Below are 23315 nucleotides of genomic sequence, written 5' to 3'. Positions count from 1 at the left end.
GGGCGCGAACGCCCGCCCTGGTGGCTCACCCCCGAAAGACCCGCGCATGCGCCCGGGCAAACGCCTCGAACGAACGCGGCGCGCGCCCGGTGACGCGGAGGACCGTATCCGTGACGCGATCTTCCGCGCCGTCCCGGATTGCAATGTCGAGCCCGACCAGCAGCGCGGCATACGGCTCCGGCATGCCCGCGGCCGTGAGGCGGCGCCGGGCCTCGTCGTCGTCCACGTGCTCGTGCCGCATCGGCCTGCCGGTGACGCGCTCCAGGATCGCCGCCACCTCCGCATACGTAAGCGCCTCCGGCCCGGTGATCACGTGCGCCGTATCATGTGACGTCTCGTCGACGAGCGCGCGCACGGCGACCTCCGCGATATCGTCCGCGTCCACGAATCCGACCCGCCCCGCGCCCGTCGAGGTGACCACCTTTCCCTCGCCGATCAGGCTCGCGGCGTGCGGGTGCCGCGGCTCGACGAAGTTCTGCATGAACCACGAGGGCTTCAAGATCGCAAAGCCCGGCGCGCGCTCGCGCAGAAATCGATCCACGGTGCCGAGGCCCGGTGCGCCCTCGGGAATGGCAGACGAGCTCAGCAGGACAAACCGCCCGACCCCGCTCGCGAGGGCACGCTCGAGAAACGGCAGCATCAGCGTGGAAGGATCCTCGACCATCCCCGGCGCGATCAGATACACCCGATCCACGCCCGAAAGCGCGGGCGCGTGTGTCGAGGGGTCGGCCCAATCGAACACCACGTGATCGCTGCCGCTGGCCGCGCGGCTCGCCACGCGCGCGGACACACCGAGCTCGCCGAGGCGCGCGGCAATCCGACGACCGGTGTTGCCGGTCCCGCCTGTGATCAAGATATGGCCGCTCATGGCGTACCCACCGCCTTGCGCGCCTCGTCTGTCCCGCCAAACGATTCGAGCGCGAGCCCGACGTTCCAGTATTCGCGATAATGAACGATCTTCCCCGCCTTCGTCCGCAGCACCATGATGTAGTCCTGCTCGCACCGCTTGCCGGTGGTGGGGATGAACGCCGTGCCGTGCACCTCGGCCAGCGCCACGTCGGGGTCCGTCGTGACATACCGGCGCAGGTTGCTGAACGTGAGCCCGACGAACGTCTGCGGCGTGGGGCGGAAATACGCGTCGATCGCCGCCTTGCCTTCGAGGCGCGCCGGCAGCCCGGGCGGGGCGTAAGGGAACTCGACCACGGCGTCGTCCGCGAAGAGCTCGATCCAGCGCTGGATGTCCTGGGAAATGAGCGCGAGGTGCTCGTCGAGGGCCTGCGCAGCGTCACGATGTCCTGTGCTCGTCATGGGATACCTCCTCCGTTCGAGGGATGCCCAGAAGGTAACGGCAGAGGGCTTTGCCGCGCGTCCGGATCACACGCCCGCGCGTCCACACGTGACGTCAAGCGCCCGCCACGCTAGACTCCCGGGCATGTCGGCAGCCTTCGACGAGCTGGCACGGACGCTCCGCCTGCAAGGAACCGAGGTGCAGCAGGCCGATCTCGGCGATCGATGGGGAAAACAGCTCCCCTCGCAAGGCAAGGCTCGCGTCTACGCGGCGCTGCGCGGGGGTGGCTGGGTCGGCCAGAAGGACCAGCGGCTCGCGCTCCGCGAGGGCGAGATCGTCTTCCTGCCCCGCGGCGACGCGCATTCGATCCGCGACAAACCCACGACCTCGCTCTGCGGCTTCTCCGACGTTTATTGCAAGGCCCTCCGGCCCACGGGCCCGACCTCGATACGCACCGAGGCGCCGCCCGAGACGCGCCTCGTCGTCGTGGATCTGCGCTTCGACGCCGCGGGCGCGCCGTGGATCTCGCTCCTGCCCTCGCTCGTGCACCTCCAGGGCTCGAATCCGGGTTTGTCCCGGTGGCTCGGCGAGACCTTGCATTTGCTCGCCGAGGCGCCTGATCTCTCGCCGCCGCTGCGCGACGGGATCGTGGAGGCATTCGGGCACACGCTCTTTGCTTGCGCGCTCCGCACGCTGGCCTCGCCGCTTCCCGGCCGAGAGGCGCTGCAGGACGAGCCCATCGCGGCCGCGCTCGCCGAGGTGCGGGCCGCGCCCGAGGAGAACTGGGAGCTCGGGGAGCTCGCGCGGCGCGTCGGCCTCTCGCGCTCGGCATTCGCGGCACGCGCCACCGCCCTGCTCGGCGAGCCGCTCGGTAGCTACGTGCGTCGCCTGCGCCTCGACCGCGCGGCCGCGCTGCTCGCGGGAACGACGCTGCCCATCAAGGTGATCGCGGCGCGTGTCGGCTATGATAGCGAAGCGGCCTTCACGCGGGCTTTTACGCGCGCCCACGGCCAAGGCCCGCGGGAGCACAGGCTCGCGCACGCGGCACGGCGCGCAGGGGCGGATTCCTTCGGCTCCGGGCAGAGCGCCGCGCCTGCGTTCGCCGAGCCGTAAGTCGGCTTTACGTCGACCCTCGCGGGCACGAGACATAGGGCATGCACGCGCCCGTGAACCGGCTTCGTCGGAATTTCCCCGTCATCGCCGCGCTCTGCCTCACGCTCCCGACGTGTGCGCCCGAGGAGCCGCCGAGCGAATCCGCCGCATCTCCGCTTCGCCCACGGATCGACGACGCGCTGGTCTTCGCTCAAGAACGGACGCGCGCCACGATCGACGAGCTCGCGGGCGCGGATCCCGACCATTTCGCCTCGCTTTACCCGGTCGTGACCAAGCCTTCGCCGCCCAACCTCGGGAGCTGGGTGCAGAAGCCCGTCGAGGACTGGCGCAGCGGCTTTTTCCCGGGTGTGGTGTGGGAGCTCTATCGCCACGGGCGTGATCCGCGGATGCGACAAGCCGCGCTCGCATGGACCTCGCACATGGCGACGCTGGAGAATACGGCGAGCGACCACGATCTCGGTTTTCGTTTTCTCTCGACGTTTGGCAAGGCGCTCTCCGTGCTGGACGAGGGCGACGATCCGGGCGGGGTTTGGCGCGGACGCGCGCGGACCGCGATCGAGCGGAGCGCGTTCTCGCTGGATCGGCTGTTCAATGCGGGCTCCACGCCGGTGGGGGCCTACCGAGCTTTTCCGCTCTCCAACGATTACCTCGCGCCTTATCCCGTGTACATCGACAGCATGATGAACGTCGAGCTCCCCTTGCTCGCCTGGGACCTCGCCGATCGTCCCGGGTCCGGGCCCCTGCGCCTCCTCTACAAGCACGCGGTGACCCACGCGATGACGGTGATGGCCGAGAACGTTCGCTCCGACGGCAGCACCTACCACATCGTCCAGCACGAGGAGGGCGCGGGGCCGGGGGCGGGTCGGATCCACAAGAAGATAAGTGATCAAGGTTTTGCTGCGGAATCCACTTGGTCGCGCGGCCAGGCATGGGCCCTTCATGGTTTTACCACGGTCTACCGCTTCACCAGGGACGATGCCTCGGTCGAGCCGGTCCGGTTCCTCGAAACCGCCTCACGCGTCGCCGACTATTTCATCGATCACCTGCCGAACGATACGCGCGATCCCTATAACCACGTTCCCGGCGACTTCGTGCCGCCCAGCGATTTCGACGCAGCGCTCGGGGAGCCCGAGGGGCCCTGGAACGACGCGAACGGCGATGGCGTCCTCGGCGACCGGCGGCCGGGCACGCATGCGTTCACGGCCCGGGACTCGTCCGCTGCCGCGATTGCAGCGTCGGGTTTGCTCGAGCTCGGCACGCTCGTCGACGACCCCAACCTGCGGGAGCGGTATCTCGGCGCCGCCGAGAACATCCTGCATTCCCTGCTCACCTTCCGCGCCCCCGACGGCAAGCTCGCCTATCTCGCGGTGGATTCTCCCCATCGAGGCATCCTGGCACGCGGATCCACCTCCTACGGATGGCCGCAGCAATCCCTCTCCTTCGGGGATCGATACTTCCTCGAGGCGCTTCGCCGCTGCCTCGCACTGGAGACGCGGGCGGGCGAAGCGCGTCGATGTGGAAGAAGCGCTCAGAGCGATCCGGTATAAAGGTAGATCCAGACCGGCAGGAACACGTAGTTCCCGTCCGCGTCCTTCGGCGAAGGGCCGCCGGCCTGCGTGGAGACGTGACCGTCGCTCGTCTCGGCCGACGAACGAAGGCGATGGCTGTCCCCGTAGGGCGGCATGGCGCCGTCGACGGAGGTCGGCATGCCGGGGAGGCCGAGATCCTCGAACGATGTCAGGTGCCCCGGGTGCTGTGAATCGGCCGTGTGGGTGAGGGCGTAAAACCGATCGATGGGCGTGAGCGAAGGCGCCTTCAGCCAGGCCTGGTTGCTGTCGAGCGGCCCGGAGAGGCTCACCACGCGGTGGACGAGCCGGTGTTTCCCGATGACCGCGGACGTGCTCGCGCCGTGAGAAATCCCCGAAATGACGATCTTGTCCCAGCGGGGTTTGTCGCCGTCGACGAAATACGTCCAGTCGCCCTGGGGGTTTTGCTCGGCGAGATAGGCGAGCCCTTTGACGATACGCGTCTCGAGGCTGTCCGGCGGGGTGATGTCGACGAACGGGTGGTGATCCGTGCCGTCGAACGCTTCGAGGCGGCATCCCTCGATGTCGTCGCCGCAGTTCCCCACGCCGTAATCGCTGAGGTAACAGGGGCCGAACACGTGGAAGCCGAGGCCCGCGAGCACCTCGCCGTGGGCATTCGATCCACACGTGGAAGGCGCGCCCGCGCCGTGCAGATACACGACGAGCTGCCCCCGCGACGTGACCCGCGTATCGAGGTGCGCGAGCTGCGTGCCGAGGGCCTGCGTCGCGGCCGCATCCGCCTGGTCCGCTTTGAAGGAGACCTTGTAAAGCTGCGGATTCGTCGTATCGACGCTCGGCCCGGGATCACCGCCGCCCGCGCCGCCCATTCCACCAGCGCCGCCCGTTCCTCCGGTGCCGCCCATTCCTCCGGCGCCGCCCGCGCCGCCCATTCCACCAGCGCCGCCTGTTCCTCCGGCGCCGCCCGCTCCGGTTCCGCCCTCCCCGCCGCCGGAGCAGCCGGCTGTGGCCCGCGCAGCGACGAGGAGGAGCGCGCTCATGAAGATGCGCATTCCGATTCGCATCGTTCCGTCCTTCCTCCGCAGCCTCAACGAGCCCGGCGACGGCGCGCGAAAAGAAGCGCGGCGAGTCCCAGACCCACGCCGGCGAGGCCCGGCCGATCGGCGCCGGACATGCTGCACCCGGTCTCGAGCACGCGGTGCTCGACGGTGTAATCGACGATCAGCTTGAAGGCCTGCCCGTCGCCCTGGAGGTTGAGCTCGTCGTGGTGGACGCCCGGCGGTCCGCCCACGGCGTCGCCCGAGGGGCTCCCCTCGACGTCGAGGAAGGCCGTCTCGCCGGCAAGGACCAGGGTCTTGTCGCTGCCGAACGAGAAATCCTGGGCCACGATCTCGAAGGCGCAATTGTTCACGAAGGAGACGGTGCCGTGACAAACGCAGCCGTTCTCGGGCTCGATCTGATCGAGGCTGGCGCACGCGGGCGCGCCTTCGAGGCGCGCTTCGATCTTGATGATGGCATCGCATCCATCACCGGCGGCCTGGGGGCAGCCGGCGTGCGCGGCGCGCGGGGCGAGGGCGAGGGCAACGGCGAAAGGAATGGCGAACGCAAGCAATCTCATGACAAGACCTCCGTGCGGGCGACCGTAGCACGAAACCCTCGCGGACCGCTCCGCCTCGCAAGCCAGCCGCCGCCGGCCTCCTGCCGTGGCCCCAGATGACACGGATCTGGCACGCGCGAACCTGCCGACGCTTGGCGCATCGTGTCACGATCCGCATGTCCGGCACGAGGTGAGCCATGTCCGTTTCCCCGACGATCGAGGTTCGGAATCTGCGGTTCGAGACCAACGAGCGGATCCCGCGTTTTTGGCACGGAGAGCGGCGGGCCGTCACGCTCTTCTTCGACAACCTCTCCATCTTCTTCCCGGCAGGCGAGCGATTCTTCATTGCGGCCGTCAAGGCCCATCGGGACAGGGTCCAAGATCCCCGGCTCCTCGCGGAGATCAAAGCCTTCGTCGCCCAGGAGGGCATTCACGGCCGCGAGCACGACCGATACAACGAGATGCTACGCAAGGAGGGGTATCCGATCGACGCGATGGAGAAGCGAGTCGAGCGCATCCTCCGCCGCGCGACGAAGCTTTTGCCGCCGCGCTGGCGGCTCGCGGTGACGTGTAATCTCGAGCATTTCACCGCGCTGATGGGGCATTTCATCCTCGGCGATCCGCGCCTGCTCGAAGGCGCGCACCCGGAGATGGCCGCGCTCTGGCGCTGGCATGCCGCCGAGGAGAACGAGCACAAGGCCGTCGCGTTCGACGTCTACCTCGCGTCGGGCGGCAACGCGTTCGAGCGCTGTGCCCTGATGATCCCGACGACCCTGATCTTCTGGGCGAAGGTGATCGAGCACCAGGCGCGGCTCATGCACGAAAACGGGATTCTCTTCTCGGTCCGGGAATGGATATCGCTCGTCGATTTCCTCTTCTTCCGTCCGGGCGGCATGTTCAAGCTGTTTCTGCACTACCTCGATTACTACCGGCCCGGCTTCCATCCCTGGGACATGGATAACCGCGAGGAGCTCGATCGCTGGAAGGCCTCGTATCGAGCCGCGACCTCGCCGTAACCGTCACGGTTTGCGGAGCATGCCGGGGGTTCGTCCGGTCCAGCGCCGGAAGGCCCGCGCGAAATTCGCCGCGTCGGAATAGCCGAGCCGCTCGGCGATTTGCTCGCGCGAGAGGCTCTCGTCCCGGAGGAGGAGCATGGCGCGCTCCTGCCGGAGCTCGTCGAGGATCTCGGAATAAGAGGTATTCGCATCGGCGAGGCGTCGCTTCAGCGTGCGCGGCGAGACGCCGAGGTGCTGCGCGATCTCCTCGAGGGAGCGATATCCCTCCGGCAGCGGCAAGAGCTCACGGACCTTCGCCGCCGTCCGATCATCCCGCCCGAGGGCCTGCATTTCCCGCTCGCATTGCTCGCGCGCGAGCTGCATCGCCACCGGATCGGCCATGTCGAGGGGCAAATCGAGCACCGAGGAGGCGAAGACGATGCGGTTCGAGGGCTGACCAAAATGAATCCGCCCCGGCGCGAGGTGGGAAAACCGCTGGAAATAAGGGGGCTCGGCGAACGCGAAGTACGCGTCCCCGCCGAGCTCCTGCTTCGTGATGTCCCGGCCGATCCGGGCAATGCCCATCATGAGCGCGATGAGAATGAACTCCCGCGCCTCGCCGAGCGGCGCGCGCTCCTCGAAGACGAGGGACGCCGTTTCGCCCTCGACGTGCAGATGGAAGCCGAGCGCCGTGGTGCGCGTGGGGACGAAACGAATGGCAAGCTCGATCGCCTGGCGGATCGTCCCGGCCGTCATGGCGGCGAAGCCGAGATATCCGTGCGACGAGAGGCGCATCTGTAGGCCCATGAAAACGGCGAGCCCCGGCTCTCCGGTGAGCGCCGTCGCCCGTTTCACGAGCGTGCCCGTGGTCTCCAGGGATATCCGAGCCGCCGGGTTCGTCAGGGAATCACGCGTGAGCCCAAGCCCGGAGAGCAGCTCGTCGGGCGCGACGCCCCACCGCGCCGCGAGATCGACCAGGTGCAGCGCATACGCCGCCGGCAGATCTCCGCTCGCGTTACCCGCGCCCATGCACGCAAGAGAATCGAACAGGGCCGCCCCTGTCAAGAGGCGCGCGCGGGTTCACCGGTCCTGAAACCCATTTCTGCGGTACGTGAGGACCAACGTGTCGCGATGCCCGTGAGGCAGCGCCCCCGATTCTCCGCCGAGGAGAGGCTGGATCGGCGTGGACTCGTGGATCACGCGTTCGTCGTCGAGCAAGAGGAAGGACCAGGGCTCGGTGAGCGTGAAGCGGATCCCCTGCGGGCCGCGCGCATCGAAGACGCGGGTCTCACCGCCGCGAATCCCGTGGCGCCCGATCAGGAAGAGCGCGACGAAGTCGACGCCGTCACGATGCGCGCCCTCGGGCGTGGGCCGCCCGATTCCCTCGCTCGTGTCGATCCGGAACTGGTGTGCTTCGACGTACCAGGGCAAGGAACTCTTGATCTCGGAGCAGACCCGCGCGAGGGCCGTGAGCAAGTCGGACCAGAACGGCTGCCCGATCAGAGTTTGCCGCATCGGCTCGAACCAGCGCTCCATGCCGCCGTGGAGCGCATTGTATTGCAGCGGCTGAAAGTGCGCGCGGTGGGGGACGAGACGGCAGGACGCCTCGTCGACGATGAACGAGGCGTGCCGGCGCCGCCGGTAGTGCCCGCCGTCCTTGAGGTACGGGTCGCGCGGCATGTCGTCCCATTCCGCGGCGATCGCCGCCCAATCCGGGTGGAGCGCGCCGGGGAGGCCCTGGGCCCAGGACGAACTCGCGACGGCGAACCCCTGCCTTCGCACCGTCTCCACGAGGTCGGAGGGTGCGGTGATCGGCGGTTCGAACGCGGCAGTCGACATGATGGCGCCTACCCTAGCACGGACGCGGAGGCGCGCTCCCGCGTCGCGCGCGTCACCGCGGGCCAGCGATGCCGCCACGGGGCGGCCGCTTCGAGCTGATAAGCGAGGCCGAGCAGGGTCGCCTCCTGTCCGAGCGGCGCGGCGAAATGGCTGCCGAGCGGCAGGCCCGATTCCGAGGAGCCGAGCGGCACGGACATGGCCGGGACACCCGCCATGCTATAGATGGGCGTGTACCCCGCGAGCACCTCCGTGCGGCGAATGAGGAGCTCACGATCGAGGTGCGGCGCGAGCGTGCCGAGGTCGTACGGCGCAACGGGGAGGGTCGGGCACAGGAGGACGTCGTAGCTCTCCATGTAGGAGAGCATTCGCGCGGACGCGTGGGCAACCGTGGCCTTCGCGCGCGCCTCTGCGCCCTCGGGCAAACTGCGAGAATGGTGGATCAGCGCGAGGGTGAAGGGCTCGAGGTCGTCCTCGCCGACGGGCCTGCCGAGCATGCTCTCCATGGTGCGGACGACCTCGTGCATTGCGGCACCGGCCGAATCGAAGAACGCCTCGGAGAGCAGCACGCCGTCGACGGGCGGCGGCGGCGCTTCCACCACCTCGTGCCCAAGGTCGGCGCAGAGACGCATCGTCTGCGAGAGAGCACGCATCACCTCGGGATCGGGCGCCCGGCCGAGGAGCGTCGTCGAATACACGCCGATACGCAGCTTTCGATCGAGCGGTCGATCCACGTATCCGACCCGCGGATGCGCGCTCGGGTCCTCCGTCAGCGACAACAAGAACGCGCTGTCGCGCACGCTCCGGCTCACGCAATGATCGATGACGAGCTCGAACGTGTCGACATACCCTGTGGGCACGCAGCGCTTGTGCCCCGGCTTGAAGCCGAAGAGGCCGCAGGCGGACGCCGGGATCCGGATCGATCCTCCGCCGTCACTCGCGTGCGCCACCGGCACCATCCCGCTCGCGACCGCGGCCGCGGCGCCGCCGGACGAGCCCAGGGCCGATTTCGTGAGATCCCACGGATTGCGCGTGATCCCGGCGAGAAGCGTCTCCGTGCTGCCGAGGAGGCCGAACTCGCTCGTCGTCGTTTTTCCGAGCGTGACGAGCCCCGCGGCGTCGAGCTGTTCGGTATAAGGCGACCCCGCAGGCGCGATGTAATCGCGGAAAAGGCGCGAGCCCATCGTGAGCTTGTGCCCGGGATACGCGAGGACGTCCTTGATGAGGAATGGCACGCCGCCGAGCGGCCCCGATGGCCGAGCTCTGGCTTTTTCCCGGGCCGCGTCGAAGTCCACGCTCGCGAGCGCATGGACCACGGGTTCGAGTGTTTCGATACGCGCGATGGCCGCGTCCACGAGATCGAGCGCGCTCACCTCGCCCGATTTCACGAGGGCCGCCTGCCCGACCGCGTCGAGCTCCCAGAGATCTTGGCTCATGACTGCACCCATTTGGCAAAGCCGGACAAACCGGCGAGCTGATAACTCCAGAACCCTTGAAACGCCTTGCGGATCTGCGCCTCGTCCGCGTGGGCTTCGAGGATCGACACGATCGTGCGGACCGTGTTGCGGAAGATATTTTGGAGGACGAAACGCGCGATGGGGCTCACCCGCCTCTGCGGCGCATCGACGCGCAGCTTGGCGAGCGAGGGGCGCATGAGCTCCCGCACGAATGCCTCGGCGAATCCCTCGTGCCGTGAGCCCTGGGCCCGGTCGAGCAGCGTGATCACCTTCAATCGATGCTCGATCCAGAAACGGAGGAGCTCCTCGCCGCGCTCCTCCGCGCCCGCGTCGAGCTCGGTCGGCACGGGCGCGCGCACGAGCGCCTGCACGCGCCTGCGGGTGAGCCGGAGGAACTGCGCCGCGAACTCGTCCGGCAGCACCGCGTAAAACAGCGCGTCCTTATGCTCGAAATACCGGTAGATGTTGCCGGTCGAGACCCCGGCGCGGGCGGCGATGGCCGCCATCGTCGCGCCCTGGTACCCGGCCTCGGCAAACACCTCCGCCGCCGCGCGAAACACCCGTTCGCGCACCTGTTCGTTGAGCTGTCGTGCCACGTCGTCGCTCTCTAAAGTGAACCGTACGTTCACTTTAGGAGGACGTCAAGGGGCGAAAAGTGAACGATGCGTTCACTTTTCGCCGAGCGTGATCTCGGGGGGCTACTCGTCTTCTTCTTCCTCGTCCTCGTCGCCCTCTTCCTCGTCGCCCTCGTCCTCGTCGCCCTCGTCCTCGTCGCCCTCTTCCTCGTCGCCCTCGTCCTCCGCGGGCTCGATCTGCCAGCGCTCGACGACGGCGTCGACGAAGGCCTGCTCCTCTTCGGAGACGTCGTCATCGGAGCCGACGATCTCCTGGAGCTGGGACGCGATCGAGGCGAGCACCTCCTGGGAGAAGACCTCGCCGAGGACCTCGATGGTCTCCTCCACGAGCTGCTCGTCATCGAGGCGGCGCAGCGCATTACGCAGCACCTTCTCCGCGCTTTGCCGCGAGCCGAGCTGCTCCAGCACGGGCGTGATGTGCTCGGCCGTGGCTCGCAGCTCGTCGTCCGCGATGTCCCCGTCCGCGCCGGCAGCACGCAAGAACAGGAGCGCGAGCCGCACGTCGAGCGGAACGTCGCCCATGCTCTCGAGGAGGCCCGCATATTCGTCCTCGTCGAGCTGGGCAAGGACGCTCGATACGTCCTCCAGCACGGACTCCTCGTCGTCGGACCAGGTCTCCTCGTCGGGCGGCAAGACGTCGATACGCTTGATGATCCATGAGTCGCCGAAGTTGTATTCCTCGTTCATGAGGTACCGATAAGGGATGTAGCAATATCCCTTGTCGCCCCATTCGGGTCCCCAGGAATTACGGACGATGAAGACCTGGTCCGGGTCCGAATAACCGACGCAGAGCATCGCGTGCCCGCCGTGGCTCTCGCGCCCGGTCTCCCGCGAGGTCGGGACGGGGACGAGGCCCGCCTTCTTGTGCTTGTCGAACGAGGAGAAGAGCTTGACGCCGAAAATGATCGGGTGGCCCTCCGCGAGCGCCATCTTCCAGGCCTCGAGGTTCGTCGGGACGAGCTCGGTGTCTTCGATGCGGAACTGCGCGGCTTCCTGGTACGCCTCGTCCGAAGGCTGCTCGTTGACGGCCTCGGGATCGAAGGCCCAGGTCTCCTCCGAGCACGCGCCGTGCTCCTTGAGGCTCGCGATGACGGATTGCAGGACGCTGCCTTCGTCCTGGATGTTCTCGGGATCGTCGACGGCGCGGCCGTTGTAATAGATGAAGAGGCGGCTCACGTCGTAGGCGTCTTCGCCCAGGTGGCGCTTGACGAGGTACTCGTAGGCGCCCGCCGTCGCGTTGGCGGCGCAGCTGTTCGTGGCCTTCTGATCCTCAATCGGCGACATGAACGGCCGGAGGTCGACCTTGGGAGGCAGCCGCGAGACATTGCCGCGGCCGGCGACGTAACGCTTCGCCGCGGCCTTGGGCGGCGCATACCGATATCCGACGACGGCCCGTGACGAGCCATCGGCTTGCGTGAAATTGAACGTGTTCATTGCGGCTGTCCCTCGCTCCGCGGGAGTCACCCCCGCGACCATTGGAGCTTCTCTACAACGGCCACCGAGGAGGAGGATACCAAAAAATGCGTCCGCCCGTGGACGAGCTCAGGGCAGAGGGGCGCAACCGAGCCGCTGGAGGTGAATACGCGCCGTCGGGTCCTCCGGCGAGATCGCCGAATATGCGAGGAGCACGGCGTCGCCCGTGGGGGATCCAAGGACAGCGATCGGTTGGGAAGTGCCGAGGTTTGCTTCGATCATCGCCGTGGCCACGACCGCGCCCGCGGCGTTGACGCGCTTCACCTCGATACGGTCGGGGGACAGCGCACCGTAGGACCACGCGGCGACGAGATCGCCGGCCATGCTGCTGGCGCCGACGGAATCCGGATTGAGATCACTCGCTCCCGCCAAGTTGAACGGCGCTGCCACGGAGGTCCCTGCCGCGTCGAGCAAGTGCGCTTGAATCGTGGCCGTCGCCTCGATCCACCCCGAGTGGCCCACGGTCATCCACGCGCCTTCACTGCGGCCTGCCATGGCGAGCCCCATGATCGATGCCGGATTGTCGGGCGTCGTCGCGGCGAGCTCGGTGCCGACCGGATTCCCATCGGTGACGCGGGCGACGACGACCCGTGTGGCGTCGCCGAGCGAGCCCGTGCAGCCCTTGGCATTCGCCGGCTCGTCATTGCTCGCAAAGCCGACGAGCGTCCCTTTCTCCGTATGGACGGCGTCCATCAGCACGGAGGTTTTCGTGCAGCCGATGGGCGTGAATCCCTCCACGGTGGGCTTCGGCCCGTCGTGATGGCCGAGTCCGACGAGGAGCTCGATCGTGTCTCCGGCGTGGGGACGCCCATATCCGATGATGTGCCCCCCGGGATGCATTCGCAGGAGGGCTGCCTGGGTCGCGTCGGACGGAAGCGCGGAGGACGGGAAGAACGGGACCCCCATGCCGAATTCGGGGATGATCTGATACGGCACGGGCCCTACGCTCGTGCCGCGGAGCACGGCGACCTGGATGCCTGCCCCCTCGGATATCGCGAAGGGCCCTTGCACGTCGGCCAGGCCGACATTCGTCCCCTCTGCCGGCGGCCACGTGCTCCACGGATCCAAAAGAAAGCGAAGGTGAATGTCGTTCAAAGTGCCCGCGGGCCCCGCTACCGGCACGCCCGTGAAAGCGAGCACCACGGTCTTCGCATCGAGGCCCGATCGCACGAGCTTCGGGGAGAACATCGACGCCGTGACGTGGTTCGAATTCCGGGGCGGTGAGGCGGCTGTAAGGCACGGATTGTCTATCCAAACCGATATCGCACCATCCGTCCGACCTTCTTGAGAACCGGAACCGCCATGAAGACGCGGGAGATCAGGCGCGCCGCCCTCGACATCCTGGCGAGCTGCGCGGGATCGTGGCTCGTGACCTCCGTCAGGAACACGAGTTTCGGGACCTGCGCTTCGAGCTCGTGGGGATCATCGAGGCCCCAGTGCACGGAGGCGCCGGTTGCTTTGATCGATTGGTGCCGCCGGAGGAGCCGCACGCCGAGGCGGCTGTAGCAGTCGAATCCGAATTCGCCCGCCGGCAAATGCGCCGTGAGCCGACCGAAGAGGCGGGGCACTTCATCCTCGCGGAGATAAGGGAGGACGCCCTCGGCGACGATCATCGCCGGACGATCCGACGGCACCGCGTCGAGCCATTGCGGATCCGTGAGCGACGTGCCGAGGAGGGTATAGCCCGAACGCTCGGGATAAAGACGACGGCGCAGCGCGATGACCTCCGGATAGTCGACGTCGAACCAGCGGACGGTTGCGGGCGGGTCGACCCGGAAGACCCGGCTGTCGAGCCCGCATCCGAGGTGCAGCACGGTGGCGTCCGGGTTCTGGGCGATGAATTCGCGGGTCCAGCCATCCAGGAGGTGCGCGCGTATCGCCAGCGAAATCATGTCGTCGCGGCGGACCTTCAGCTTCGAAAAATCGTAGTCGACCCGGCGGATGGCCTCCGCGGCGAAACGATCACGCAGGAGGGAATCGGGCATGCGGCTCTCTTCCGCCTTGCCGTACACCGTGAGGAGAAGGGTCTCTTTCTCCTCGCGCAGAGTTACCTTTTCATCGGTCGTCATGCTCGTCCTGTGATCGCGGTGGGACTCAGCCACGCATGGGCCTGCGAAGCGAGCTTCGTTGCATCCTCGGGAGAATCGTCCGGTCCCACGGCGTCCCTCCTCACGAGGAGGATGCCCCATGTCGGGAAAAAGGTCGCCGGTCTCGTGAAAAGAGCACATTCCCGTCAGAGGGCCGTTGCCCTGACCCTTTGCTCGATGGAACCATTGACGCGACGGCGGGCCCGTGAGACCTCAGGGTCGCCGACGGGCGGGTCGGCGGAGGTCCGCGGTGAGACAACAACATTACCGTTTTGCGCATCAAGTCTTGATGAGTGGCGTGCTGCGTGACCCGTCGGCGTGGTGGGCTGCCGCGGCGAACCAGGGCAACGCGATGCTGCAGCAAGCGTGGGCCGCCGCCGGCGAGGGCCTCGGGCCCGAGGATCGCGCGGACGGTTCGGCGCTCGTGATCACGCCGATGTACCCCGCGCCCGGCGTCGAGGCGCTCCTCATCCCCCTACCGCCTCCGCAGGCGCCCACCGAATGCCATTACGTCGCGCTCGTGCGCGCGGGCGGCCAGCCGCCTCGTTATTTTGTGGCGGAGCGGGGAATCGAGGGCGAGGGCGGCGCGCAGCGGGCCTACTGGGCCGAGTGGCGGCAGGCGCCCGGCGGAGGGATCATGCGCATTCGGGGCGCCGATCTCCCCGCGATAAGCCCCGAGGCATTCCTCGCCGCGGCCGCCGCGGAATGCAGCGCAGCGCCCCCCGGTCCGCAAGCCACCCCGTGGCCCGGCCCGCAGGGCGCCCCGTTTCCAGGCGTCCGGCCGGCCACGTCCGGGAAAGTGAACCGGGTCGGCCTTTTCCTCGGCGCCGGCTGCTTCACCCTGTTCCTGATCGGGGCGAGCATCGGCGGGTATCTCCTGTATCAGGAGGAGGGTCGCGGGCTGCACGTCCCCGATACCGAAGTCGCGAGTGTCGCCGTCGAGCCGGACAAACCTTTCAAAGTCCAGTTCAAATGGGACGGCACGGGGTACGCATTCAACAACATCTGGCTCGTCGTCGACGAGGGGACCACGAGCGGCTCGGATTTCAAGGTCAGCGGCAGTGTTGCCTGCTCCCGCGGGAGCCGCGCGAAGACGGTCGATGTCGGTCTCAAGGGCTACGGGGCGCACGACGTCGAGCGAAAGGGCGGAGACGGGTTCTCCGCTTGGCTTTACCTCACGGACGAGTACGATCATTCGTCGAGCCGGCCCATCGAATGTTCGGGGACCATCGCGCCCACCGCGGGGACGTGGACGAAAGCGCGGATCGTCGTGACCCAGCGGCAGCGGCCGAGCGATTGGTTTGCCAACTAGGCGCGGCCGTTTCGCGCTCTGTACAAGAGCCGTGACTGGCCGATCTCGGCGGCGTTCTTCATGAGCTCGATGTTTGCCCAGGCAATCACGTGACTCAAGGGTTTGTCGAACCACGCGATATGCTGGTCCAGTTCGGCCTCCGTGAGACCGTCGAGCGCCTGCGTCCATTGATCACGCAAGCGGGTCAGCCACGCGGCGGCGCCCGCGGCGCTGCCCGGCCAGTCCACGGTTTTCGCGTGCTCGATCATGTCGAGCGCCTCGCCGCGCCGCGCGCCGAACGTATGCGCATGCGCCCCCGTCCACCACCAGCCGATGTGCCAGGTCACCCAGCCGATGGTGGTCGTGGGCGGAGGATCCGGCTCGGGCAAGACGAGATCGGCGACCCAGCGTCCGCTCGTCGGCCGGACCGTCCACGCCCCGGGCGCGGGCTCCCACAAGCACATTTCGTCGGTCAAGCCGTCGAGGTGAAGGGCCAAAAGCGACCACGACACGTCGAGCTGGTAGCGCAGCGTCGGTAGCAACATGGCGGCATGCTACCCGGTGCGGCTGGCCACGTCACACATTCGGATAGATCCTGGGCGCGTCTCGTTCGTACAGTAGGGATCTCCATGACGCCGCCCCTCCCTTCGAAGTGGATTGCCCTCTCCCTCCTGTTCTCCGCGGCCCTCGGTTGCACGAGCACGCCCTCGCCCGTGACACCACGCGCGGAAGCTCCACCGCAGAGCACGCCGCCCGTGTTCGCCCTGGCGGCGACCGTCGCAGATACGGTCGAGGACCCCGCCGACCGAGGCGTGGCGTCGCGTATCACGAAGGTGACCGTGTACTCGGATCGGGCGCTCGTGAGCCGCGAGGCGACGGTAGCGCTCACGGCCGAGCCCACGGTCTTCCGTTTCAAGAAGCTGCCCGGCTGGGTCGATGAAGGCTCCGTGCGTGCGTCGACGAGCACCGGCAAGATCGTGGACGTGGCCGTCGAGCGGCGCTTTCTGGCGCGATCCACGGATGAAGGGTTTCGCAAGGTCGAGGAAAAACACAAGGCGCTGCTCCGGAAGCTGCAAGCGCTCGACGACGAGCTCGCGATCCTGGACGCGCAGCAGGAGCACGTCGAATCGATCAAGGTGTTTTCCGTGCAGAAGCTCGAAGGGGACGCCGTCACCCGCGACATCAAGGTCGATACGTACGGGCAGGTGATCGATTTCGTCTCCGGGGCGCTGCGCAAGACGAGCGCGTCGCGGCGCGAGGTGCAGGCTGCACGCGAGCAGCTCGCCCCCGACGTGGAGGCGAGCGCCAAGAACCTCGAAGAGCTCCGCCGCCTGACCAAGCTGGAAGAGACGACCGTGCTCGTGACGGTGCAAGGCAGCGCCGCCGGCAATGCGACGTTGACGCTGACGTACGCCACGCCCGGCGCCACGTGGGAGCCGATGCACGAGGTGCGCGCGAGCGCAGCCGATCCCGACTGGGTGGAGCTCACGTCGTTCGCCGTGGTCACGCAGACGACGGGCGAAGATTGGAGCCACGCGGAGCTCTCGTTCTCCACGCAATCTTCCTCCGACAGCGAGCGCATCCCCGAGCTCGAAATGCTGGCGCTCGGCAAGACCCAGGAGGTAACCCGGAGCGTGACGCGGCAGGTGACGTCGTTCAGCGCCGCGCAAAAGAAATTCGAGGAGCAGAACCGCCACTGGAACCGGATGAACCAGGCAACGTCGCAGCGCATCTCCGAGGTCGAGCAGTTCGAGCAATCCTATTCGTCAAACCTGGCGCTGCTCGAGCGCGTGCAAAGCAAGACGGTGCAAATTTTCCAGGGCCTGCAGACGCGCGGCACGACGGCGCATTTCACCGCGAAGGATCCGGCGATCGTCCGCTCGGACGGTCGTTCGATCCGGCTGCGCATCGGCTCGAGCCGCATCAAGGCCCAGCGCCACATCATCGCCGCCCCGGAGGAATCCCTCAATGCCGCCATCACCCTGGAGATGGCCAACAAGACGAGCCAGCCGCTCCTGCCCGGCAGCGTCGCGCGGTACCAGGACGGCGCGTTCCTCGGCATGACCGACATCGAGTTCGTCGCGAAAGACGAGGACTTTTCCGTTTTCTTCAGCGTCGCCGATCAGGTCAAGCTGACGCGGGAGCTCGACAAACACCAGAGCTCGCTCCAGCGCAACGCGCGAAACCGCATGCAGCTCTCGTTCGTGAGCAAAGCGAAAAACCTCTCGGATCGCCCCGTCACGGTGGTCCTCGCCGAGCGTATCCCCGTCTCGGAGAACACCGAGATTCGCGTGAGCAACGTCAAGATCACCCCGAACGAGAAGCCGGACGCGAAGGGGATCGTCCGCTTCAAGGTGACGCTCGCGCCGCGCGAGGAGCGCGAGTTCCGCGTGTCGTACCAGGTCGAATACCCGCCGTCGCTCGTGTTCGACGTGCGGCGCAAGCAGATGCAATCACCGCCCGCGCCGAGCCCCACCGCCCCTCGTAAGAAGATGGATTTCGAGGAGCGGCTGATCGAGATCGAGCAGCAGTTCTGAGCAATCGAAAGCCACGGGCGGCCGGAGGGATCGTTCGAGGGGCGATCGCCGGCCGAGCCGATCGGTGAGCGGCTGGGTGCGCACGGCGCCGCGGGGTGGCGATGCGCGTCCACCGCTTTATGGATCCGCTGCGGCCAAGGGAGTCATTTTCCTATGGATTCCAGCGCATCTGGACGACAAGGCGGCCCGGAACGCTCGCGGCAAAATCCACGCGAGAGGCCGTCCACGACGAGGGGAGCCATGAACCCGAGTGCACGAGCAGAGCTCGAAAGCAGGGGGACCACGCACGCCGCGCCGTCGCCGGCGAACAGCCTCGATCAGGTGCGCGAGATCCTGTTCGGCGCCTACGTTCGCGATTTTGAGCGAAAGATCGCCCGCATCGAGGGCCTGGTCGCGTCGCAGGGCGAAGAGCTGCGCGCCGATACGAGGCGCATGATCGACGTGCTCGAAGCCCACGTGAAGCGCGAAACGGACGCGCAGAGCGCGCAGCGGGAAGCCGACCACACCGCCCAGATGGCCGCCCTGAACAACGTCGCGCGCGAGGCGCGGGACGCCGTCGCCGAGCTCGACCAGCGTATCAAGAAGCTCGAGGACGGGCTGATCCGGGCGCAGCGTGATTTCCGGCAGCAAATCCTCGACGAGGCCAAGGGGTTCGTCGAGCAATCACGCTCCCTCAGGGACGAGCTCATGTCCACGCTCCAGCGTGAACTCGCCCTGTACACCGGCGAGCCCTCGGAGGCCGCCGGCCCCGCAAGCGGGGTCGTCGAGGCCGCACGCACCCCGGAGCCTCGCGCCGAGCAGTCATGAGCGCCCGCCTGCGAGCGCGGGCGCGGCGGCGAGAACACGACTACACCCTCGACGACCTGCGTCCGTTCCTCGTGAAGCCCGAGCAGGAGCGGCTGAAGTCCCTCGAACACAAGCTCGAGACCCCCGAGGCCCTCGCCGAGGCCATCGGCGAGGTGCTGCCCCAGGCCGCCGTCGTGAGCCAGAAGCGCGGCGAGGAGCTCTCGTCCGCGATGCAGCCGCTCATGCTGTCGAGCATCCACGAGACGGTCCGGAAAAACCCGGAGCTCTTCGCCGACGCCATCTTCCCGTCGATCGGCCCCGCCGTCCGGAAGGCCGCCCGCGCCGCGGTCGAAGCGCTCCTCCAGCGGCTCGACGACATGGTGCAGCAGACGATGACGCTGGAGAGCCTGCGCTGGCGCATCGAGGCGGCCCGCACCGGCCGGCCGTTCGTCGAGGTCGTGATGCTCCACAACCTCGCCTACCGGGTGGAGCACGTGTTTCTGGTGCATCGCGAGAGCGGGCTCGTGTTGCAGCACGTCGCGGCGGAGAACGTGGCGGCGGAGGATCCCGATCAGGTGTCGGCGATGCTCGCGGCCATCGACGACTTCGCGCGGGACGCGTTTCACGCGGAAAAAGAGGCGGATCTGTCGCGCTTCTGCGTCGGTGGGCTCACGGGCGTCGTCGAGCACGGGCCGCGCGCCGTGCTGGTCGCCATCGTCCGCGGCGTCGCCACGAAGGACGTGGCGGCGTCGCTCGCCGAGACGCTGGAGCAGATCCACCGAACCTACGCGGCCCCGCTCGAGCAGTTCAAAGGGGACGCGGCCGCGTTCGAGCCGACCCGCGACGCGCTCGTCGGGTGCATGCGGGAGGAGCGCGTTCAGAAGCCGGAGAGCCGACGCCGCGGCACCCTCGCGCTCGCCGCGATCGCGGTCCTCGCCCTGGTCGGCGCCGGGATCGGGTGGAAGGTCGTGCACGACCGAAACGCGCGGTTCGACGCGTACGTGGAGGCGCTCGGCGAGGAGCCCGGCGTGACGGTCACGCGGACGGGGCGCGACGGGGGACGCCGCTTCGTCGAAGGGCTCGGGGATCCGCTCGCGAAAAACCCCGCCGCCCTGCTCGCGCCCCACGGCTTGCGCGCGTCCGACGTCGAGCTGCGCTTCAAGCCGATCTACTCGCTGGATCCTCCGATCACGGAGCGACGCGCGGTCCAGGTGCTGCGGCCTCCGTCCGGGGTCTCGCTGCGCCTCGCAGGCGGGACGCTCGTGGCCGCGGGCGTCGCCGAGCGCGCATGGATCGACCGGGCGCGTCTGCTCGCCACGAGCCTGCCGGGCGTCACGGCGCTCGACGACACGCGCCTCTTCGAGGCCGAGGCCCTCACGTCCGCGAGGGCCGCGGCGGCCACGCTGGAGGGCCTCCAGATCTCGTTCCCGCCCGGCTCGGCAACGCCGCCACGCGCCGAGCACGCCCGCCTCGACGCCGCGGCGCGCGCCGTGCAGGCGCTCCTCGACGCCGCCCCGCGGGGCGGCCTCACCGCGCGGATCGAGATCGTGGGGCACGCCGACGCGACGGGCACACCCGAGAAGAACCAGCGCCTCAGCGAGGAGCGCGCGTCGAGCGTGGCGGCCGAGCTCAACGAGCGCGGCGTCGCGACGGATCGGCTCTCCGTGCGAGGCGTGGGTCACGCGGATCTGGCCGGGCGCAAGGTCACCTTCCACGTGCACCTTTCGCCGATGAACGAGGGGTCATGAGCACGCTGGAGAAGCGGAAGGTGTGCCTGCTCGGCGCGACGGGCGTCGGCAAGACGAGCCTCGTCATGCGCTTCGTCCGGAGCATTTTTTCCGATCAGTACCTGACCACGATCGGCACGAAGATCGAGACGAAGCACCTCACCTACGGCGATCACGAGATTGTCCTGGTGCTCTGGGATCTCAGCGGCGAGGACGAGTTCCAGCGCGTCCGCCTCTCGTACCTGCGCGGCGCCGCGGGCTACCTGCTCGTCGCCGACGGGACCCGCCGCGCCACGGTAGAGACCGCGATGGCCCTCCACCACGCCGCCACGGAGGTCGTGGGCGACGTGCCTCGTGTCCTCGTTCTGAACAAGGCCGATCTGCGCGCCTTCTGGGAGCTCGACGACGCCTACGAGCGTGAGCTCGCCGCGCACGGGCCCGTCTTCGAGACCAGCGCGAAGACCGGCGCGGGCGTCGAAGAAGCTTTCCGCGCGCTCGGCCACGCACTGCTCCAGCGCTGAAGGGCAGGCCTGCATGAAGACCTCGATTGCCAGCTCGATCCTCGCATTCCTCGGGAAGGTCGTCCTCGAACGCCAGCCGGACGGCACGTTCTTGCAACGTGGCAACGCGCCCGATTGGTATTCGCGCATGCTGCGGGGCGTCCGCCACGCGAACACGCCCATCCGCGTGGAGAGCGTGTTCCCGTTCCTTTCCGTCTTCCTGCCCGAGGCGGAGTCCGTCTGGCAGGCGCCGAACGGAGGTCTGACGCGGCTCGACTCCGACCTCTGGTGCGAAACCGCCACCGATGGCGAGGAGCTGCCTCTCTCCGCGACCGCGCTCCTCGTGGGCCCTTGCCGTCTGCTCGTGATCACCCGCTGCGACGATCTCTTCCACGAGCGGCGCCTGGTCCTGCAGCGCGCCCGCGAGCTGCGCATCACGCATGACGCGCTCGCCCGCGAGATCGAGCAGAAGGACATCCTCATGCATTGCATCGTCCACGACCTCGCGAACCCGCTCCAGACGATCCTCGGTGTGCTCTCGTCCCTCGACGAGCGAAATCCGCCCGGCGAGGACGGCGACCTGATCGATCTCGCGCTCGACGCGGCGCTCCGGCAGCGCGGGATGATCCGCGAGATTCTGAGCGTGTTCGCATCCGAGCACGACGACCTCGACACCACGTACGAGGAGACCGCGGTCTCCGATGTGCGCGCCGGGATCTTCCGCGTCGTCGCCGAGCACGAGCTCACCGCGCGCGGCCGCAACGTGCGCATCGAGCGGGAGGTGCCGCCGCTCCCGAGCCTCGTCATCGCGGACGAACCCAGGCTCGTGCGGGTCCTCGCGAACCTGCTCGACAACGCGGTCCGCCACAGCCCGGTCGGGGGCTGCGTGCGCGTCCGCGCGCGCGAGGAGGACAGGTGCGTCGAGGTGAGCGTCGAGGACGAGGGACCCGGCGTGCCACCTTCGCTCGCGACGCGCCTGTTCCAGCGCTTCGGCCGGGGGATCGGGCCCGAAGCGGGCACGGGGCTCGGGCTTTACTTCTGCCGCATCACCGTCGAGCGCTGGGGCGGCACGATCGGGTACGCCACGCTTCCCGAGGGAGGCGCTCGGTTCTGGTTCCGCCTCCGCAAGGCCCCCACCTCGACAGGGACCCTGGCGGCCTGAAGGACAGACCGAGGGAAGGACCGGCCATGGCGAAGCTTTTGATCGTGGACGACGACGACGAAACCAGGCTCTGGATGGCCGCCGCCCTCGCCGACGTCGGGCACGAAGTGCGCACGAGCCCGAGCGGTCGCGACGCGGTCAGGGTCGTCTCGACGTGGCAACCGGACGTCGCCATCCTCGACGTCCTGATGTCGGAAATGGATGGGTTTGCCGTCAACCGCGTCCTCCGGAGCCACGGCATCCCGACGATCTTCGTCACGGTCGTGAAGCGCGAGGCCGAGGCCATCCTCCAGGGCGTCTCGGGGTACGTGGAGAAGCCGGTCACGGCGGCAGAGCTCCGGGCGGTGGTGGAACGCGTCCTCGGCGGGGCCACGGGCGGGGCCATCCTGCTCGTCGAGGACGATTCGTTTTTGCGTAGCGTGTATCGATCGGTGCTGGCGCCGAAGTTCCAGGTGCTCGAGGCCGAGAATGGCCGCGACGCGCTTTCCATGCTCGAGACGCACCCGGTCGCGCTGGTCATCACAGACATTCACATGCCGGTGATGAACGGGGTGGAGCTCGTCCGCGCGATCCGGAACGACGCCCGCACCCGCGATCTGCCCATCGTCGTGCAGAGCTGCGACACCTCCGCGGTCCGCTCCCCGGTCTGGTCGGGGCTCCACGTCTCGCGTGTCATGCGAAAAGAGGATTTCATCGGGTGGCTGATCGGGCAAATCGAGGAGCAACTCTCGACCTTGTCCGTCAAATCGGCGTGAGGGACGAGTCCGACTCGGTCTCGCATTTCGTCGACGAGATCGCGACGAAGACCGGCGCGAAAGCGTGTTTCAGGCCGCGCCGAACCTCGTAATCCGCCTGAGCATTGGTCTCATCTGGGAGGCGCTTCGCTGGGGCTTTGCCCCAGGCCCCACCGGGGCTATCCGCCCCTGGACCTGGACCAGCGCAAGCGCTGGACCCGGGGTCGATGAACTGCGCGATGCGCAGTTCATCGAACAGGCCAGGTCAAGACCAACGACGATCCTGCCCACCAAGACAGCAGCGCGGACGTCTCGACCCATGACGCCGACGGCGTGAAACGCACCTTCCTGGTCTTGCCACCGGCCTGTGGGAAGAACTGCGCATCGCGCAGTTCTTCCCCCTGAGGTCCAGGGCTTGCCCTGGTTCTGAGCATTGGTCTCATCTCGCGAGCCCATTCTCCCTGAGCACCCGTAGCATCTCTGCTGCGGGTGCCAGTCGTTCGAGCCCGCGGCTGATGGTGACGGATCCGGGGGGTCCTCCGGAGGACTTGCC

22 protein-coding genes are annotated in these 23315 nt (G+C 67.9%); 10 read left to right on the top strand and 12 right to left on the bottom strand.

Annotated features, from left to right (window positions below):
- Nucleotides 1–25: 25 nt before the first annotated feature.
- Nucleotides 26–868, bottom strand: a complete 843-nt coding sequence (locus KEG57_RS45920) for an NmrA family NAD(P)-binding protein (RefSeq protein ID WP_272427428.1) — start codon at nucleotides 866–868, stop codon at nucleotides 26–28.
- Nucleotides 865–1308, bottom strand: coding sequence for a nuclear transport factor 2 family protein (locus tag KEG57_RS45915; protein ID WP_272459694.1), 444 nt, complete (start codon nucleotides 1306–1308; stop codon nucleotides 865–867). Before KEG57_RS45915 ends, KEG57_RS45920 begins: the two co-directional genes overlap by 4 nt.
- Nucleotides 1309–1432: 124 nt before the next feature.
- Between KEG57_RS45915 and KEG57_RS45910 the strand changes: the two genes are divergently transcribed.
- Together KEG57_RS45910 and KEG57_RS45905 are read left to right on the top strand one after the other, a co-directional pair.
- Complete coding sequence (locus KEG57_RS45910) at nucleotides 1433–2401, top strand: AraC family transcriptional regulator (RefSeq protein WP_272427426.1); 969 nt, start codon at nucleotides 1433–1435, stop codon at nucleotides 2399–2401.
- A 53-nt stretch (nucleotides 2402–2454) separates the two neighbouring features.
- A complete protein-coding gene (locus KEG57_RS45905; RefSeq protein ID WP_272427425.1) occupies nucleotides 2455–3948 on the top strand; it encodes a hypothetical protein in 1494 nt (497 codons plus the stop codon).
- Here KEG57_RS45905 and KEG57_RS45900 read toward each other — a convergent pair.
- The gene (locus KEG57_RS45900; protein ID WP_272427423.1) at nucleotides 3930–5009 is read right to left on the bottom strand and encodes a BPSS1187 family protein; all 1080 of its coding nucleotides are present in this window, start codon (nucleotides 5007–5009) and stop codon (nucleotides 3930–3932) included. The genes KEG57_RS45905 and KEG57_RS45900 overlap by 19 nt on opposite strands.
- Nucleotides 5010–5032: 23 nt before the next feature.
- Nucleotides 5033–5563 carry an MXAN_0125 family MYXO-CTERM protein gene (locus KEG57_RS45895; protein ID WP_272427422.1) on the bottom strand — a complete coding sequence of 177 codons (531 nt, stop codon included), beginning with the start codon at nucleotides 5561–5563 and terminating at the stop codon, nucleotides 5033–5035.
- A gap of 176 nt (nucleotides 5564–5739) precedes the next feature.
- On the opposite strand from KEG57_RS45895, the gene KEG57_RS45890 reads away from it, so the two are divergent.
- Entirely contained in the window at nucleotides 5740–6558 is an 819-nt protein-coding gene (locus KEG57_RS45890; RefSeq protein WP_272427420.1) for a metal-dependent hydrolase, read from the top strand.
- Nucleotides 6559–6561: 3 nt separating this feature from the next.
- Here KEG57_RS45890 and KEG57_RS45885 read toward each other — a convergent pair whose 3' ends face one another.
- The 7 genes from KEG57_RS45885 to KEG57_RS45855 all read right to left on the bottom strand — a co-directional run bounded on the left by KEG57_RS45885 (nucleotide 6562) and on the right by KEG57_RS45855 (nucleotide 14007).
- Complete coding sequence (locus tag KEG57_RS45885) at nucleotides 6562–7566, bottom strand: AraC family transcriptional regulator (protein WP_272427418.1); 1005 nt, start codon at nucleotides 7564–7566, stop codon at nucleotides 6562–6564.
- A gap of 51 nt (nucleotides 7567–7617) precedes the next feature.
- Complete coding sequence (locus tag KEG57_RS45880) at nucleotides 7618–8376, bottom strand: 2OG-Fe dioxygenase family protein (RefSeq protein ID WP_272427416.1); 759 nt, start codon at nucleotides 8374–8376, stop codon at nucleotides 7618–7620.
- Between the two features lie 8 nt (nucleotides 8377–8384).
- A complete protein-coding gene (locus KEG57_RS45875) occupies nucleotides 8385–9809 on the bottom strand; it encodes an amidase (protein WP_272427415.1) in 1425 nt (474 codons plus the stop codon).
- Nucleotides 9806–10426, bottom strand: coding sequence for a TetR/AcrR family transcriptional regulator (locus tag KEG57_RS45870; protein WP_272427412.1), 621 nt, complete (start codon nucleotides 10424–10426; stop codon nucleotides 9806–9808). Before KEG57_RS45870 ends, KEG57_RS45875 begins: the two co-directional genes overlap by 4 nt.
- Nucleotides 10427–10528: 102 nt before the next feature.
- Nucleotides 10529–11899, bottom strand: coding sequence for a C1 family peptidase (locus KEG57_RS45865; protein ID WP_272427411.1), 1371 nt, complete (start codon nucleotides 11897–11899; stop codon nucleotides 10529–10531).
- Between the two features lie 108 nt (nucleotides 11900–12007).
- Nucleotides 12008–13126, bottom strand: coding sequence for a hypothetical protein (locus KEG57_RS45860; RefSeq protein ID WP_272427409.1), 1119 nt, complete (start codon nucleotides 13124–13126; stop codon nucleotides 12008–12010).
- Nucleotides 13127–13185: 59 nt separating this feature from the next.
- On the bottom strand, nucleotides 13186–14007 hold the full coding sequence (locus tag KEG57_RS45855; RefSeq protein WP_272427408.1) for a class I SAM-dependent methyltransferase: 822 nt from the start codon (nucleotides 14005–14007) through the stop codon (nucleotides 13186–13188).
- Between the two features lie 307 nt (nucleotides 14008–14314).
- Between KEG57_RS45855 and KEG57_RS45850 the strand changes: the two genes are divergently transcribed.
- Nucleotides 14315–15337 (top strand): hypothetical protein, encoded by a 1023-nt coding sequence (locus KEG57_RS45850; RefSeq protein ID WP_272427407.1) that lies wholly within the window; start codon nucleotides 14315–14317, stop codon nucleotides 15335–15337.
- On the opposite strand, the gene KEG57_RS45845 is transcribed toward KEG57_RS45850, so the two are convergent.
- Complete coding sequence (locus KEG57_RS45845; RefSeq protein WP_272427406.1) at nucleotides 15334–15861, bottom strand: DinB family protein; 528 nt, start codon at nucleotides 15859–15861, stop codon at nucleotides 15334–15336. The genes KEG57_RS45850 and KEG57_RS45845 overlap by 4 nt on opposite strands.
- A gap of 84 nt (nucleotides 15862–15945) precedes the next feature.
- Between KEG57_RS45845 and KEG57_RS45840 the strand changes: the two genes are divergently transcribed.
- From KEG57_RS45840 to KEG57_RS45815, 6 genes are all read left to right on the top strand, one after another.
- On the top strand, nucleotides 15946–17853 hold the full coding sequence (locus KEG57_RS45840) for a mucoidy inhibitor MuiA family protein (RefSeq protein WP_272427404.1): 1908 nt from the start codon (nucleotides 15946–15948) through the stop codon (nucleotides 17851–17853).
- A 240-nt stretch (nucleotides 17854–18093) separates the two neighbouring features.
- Nucleotides 18094–18660 carry a hypothetical protein gene (locus tag KEG57_RS45835; protein WP_272427403.1) on the top strand — a complete coding sequence of 189 codons (567 nt, stop codon included), beginning with the start codon at nucleotides 18094–18096 and terminating at the stop codon, nucleotides 18658–18660.
- Nucleotides 18657–20387, top strand: a complete 1731-nt coding sequence (locus KEG57_RS45830) for an OmpA family protein (RefSeq protein WP_272427401.1) — start codon at nucleotides 18657–18659, stop codon at nucleotides 20385–20387. The genes KEG57_RS45835 and KEG57_RS45830 overlap by 4 nt, the downstream gene beginning before the upstream one ends.
- Nucleotides 20384–20887: a Rab family GTPase gene (locus KEG57_RS45825; RefSeq protein WP_272427399.1), complete on the top strand. Its 504-nt coding sequence runs from the start codon at nucleotides 20384–20386 to the stop codon at nucleotides 20885–20887. Before KEG57_RS45830 ends, KEG57_RS45825 begins: the two co-directional genes overlap by 4 nt.
- 13 nt (nucleotides 20888–20900) lie before the next feature.
- Nucleotides 20901–22028: a sensor histidine kinase gene (locus KEG57_RS45820; protein WP_272427397.1), complete on the top strand. Its 1128-nt coding sequence runs from the start codon at nucleotides 20901–20903 to the stop codon at nucleotides 22026–22028.
- Nucleotides 22029–22054: 26 nt separating this feature from the next.
- Entirely contained in the window at nucleotides 22055–22783 is a 729-nt protein-coding gene (locus KEG57_RS45815) for a response regulator (RefSeq protein WP_272427395.1), read from the top strand.
- Nucleotides 22784–23315 lie beyond the last annotated feature (532 nt).

The organism is Polyangium jinanense (assembly GCF_028435365.1).
This window is presented reverse-complemented; position numbering and strand designations above follow the sequence as displayed.

Excerpts from the sequence above, each read along its gene's own strand:
- KEG57_RS45920 (WP_272427428.1), bottom strand. The coding sequence starts at position 868 with ATGAGCGGCCATATCTTGATCACAGGCGGGACCGGCAACACCGGTCGT.
- KEG57_RS45915 (WP_272459694.1), bottom strand. The coding sequence starts at position 1,308 with ATGACGAGCACAGGACATCGTGACGCTGCGCAGGCCCTCGACGAGCAC.
- KEG57_RS45910 (WP_272427426.1), top strand. The coding sequence starts at position 1,433 with ATGTCGGCAGCCTTCGACGAGCTGGCACGGACGCTCCGCCTGCAAGGA.
- KEG57_RS45900 (WP_272427423.1), bottom strand. The coding sequence starts at position 5,009 with ATGCGAATCGGAATGCGCATCTTCATGAGCGCGCTCCTCCTCGTCGCT.
- KEG57_RS45895 (WP_272427422.1), bottom strand. The coding sequence starts at position 5,563 with ATGAGATTGCTTGCGTTCGCCATTCCTTTCGCCGTTGCCCTCGCCCTC.
- KEG57_RS45890 (WP_272427420.1), top strand. The coding sequence starts at position 5,740 with ATGTCCGTTTCCCCGACGATCGAGGTTCGGAATCTGCGGTTCGAGACC.
- KEG57_RS45885 (WP_272427418.1), bottom strand. The coding sequence starts at position 7,566 with ATGGGCGCGGGTAACGCGAGCGGAGATCTGCCGGCGGCGTATGCGCTG.
- KEG57_RS45880 (WP_272427416.1), bottom strand. The coding sequence starts at position 8,376 with ATGTCGACTGCCGCGTTCGAACCGCCGATCACCGCACCCTCCGACCTC.
- KEG57_RS45875 (WP_272427415.1), bottom strand. The coding sequence starts at position 9,809 with ATGAGCCAAGATCTCTGGGAGCTCGACGCGGTCGGGCAGGCGGCCCTC.
- KEG57_RS45865 (WP_272427411.1), bottom strand. The coding sequence starts at position 11,899 with ATGAACACGTTCAATTTCACGCAAGCCGATGGCTCGTCACGGGCCGTC.
- KEG57_RS45860 (WP_272427409.1), bottom strand. The coding sequence starts at position 13,126 with ATGTTCTCCCCGAAGCTCGTGCGATCGGGCCTCGATGCGAAGACCGTG.
- KEG57_RS45855 (WP_272427408.1), bottom strand. The coding sequence starts at position 14,007 with ATGACGACCGATGAAAAGGTAACTCTGCGCGAGGAGAAAGAGACCCTT.
- KEG57_RS45850 (WP_272427407.1), top strand. The coding sequence starts at position 14,315 with ATGAGTGGCGTGCTGCGTGACCCGTCGGCGTGGTGGGCTGCCGCGGCG.
- KEG57_RS45845 (WP_272427406.1), bottom strand. The coding sequence starts at position 15,861 with ATGTTGCTACCGACGCTGCGCTACCAGCTCGACGTGTCGTGGTCGCTT.
- KEG57_RS45840 (WP_272427404.1), top strand. The coding sequence starts at position 15,946 with ATGACGCCGCCCCTCCCTTCGAAGTGGATTGCCCTCTCCCTCCTGTTC.
- KEG57_RS45835 (WP_272427403.1), top strand. The coding sequence starts at position 18,094 with ATGAACCCGAGTGCACGAGCAGAGCTCGAAAGCAGGGGGACCACGCAC.
- KEG57_RS45830 (WP_272427401.1), top strand. The coding sequence starts at position 18,657 with ATGAGCGCCCGCCTGCGAGCGCGGGCGCGGCGGCGAGAACACGACTAC.
- KEG57_RS45825 (WP_272427399.1), top strand. The coding sequence starts at position 20,384 with ATGAGCACGCTGGAGAAGCGGAAGGTGTGCCTGCTCGGCGCGACGGGC.
- KEG57_RS45820 (WP_272427397.1), top strand. The coding sequence starts at position 20,901 with ATGAAGACCTCGATTGCCAGCTCGATCCTCGCATTCCTCGGGAAGGTC.
- KEG57_RS45815 (WP_272427395.1), top strand. The coding sequence starts at position 22,055 with ATGGCGAAGCTTTTGATCGTGGACGACGACGACGAAACCAGGCTCTGG.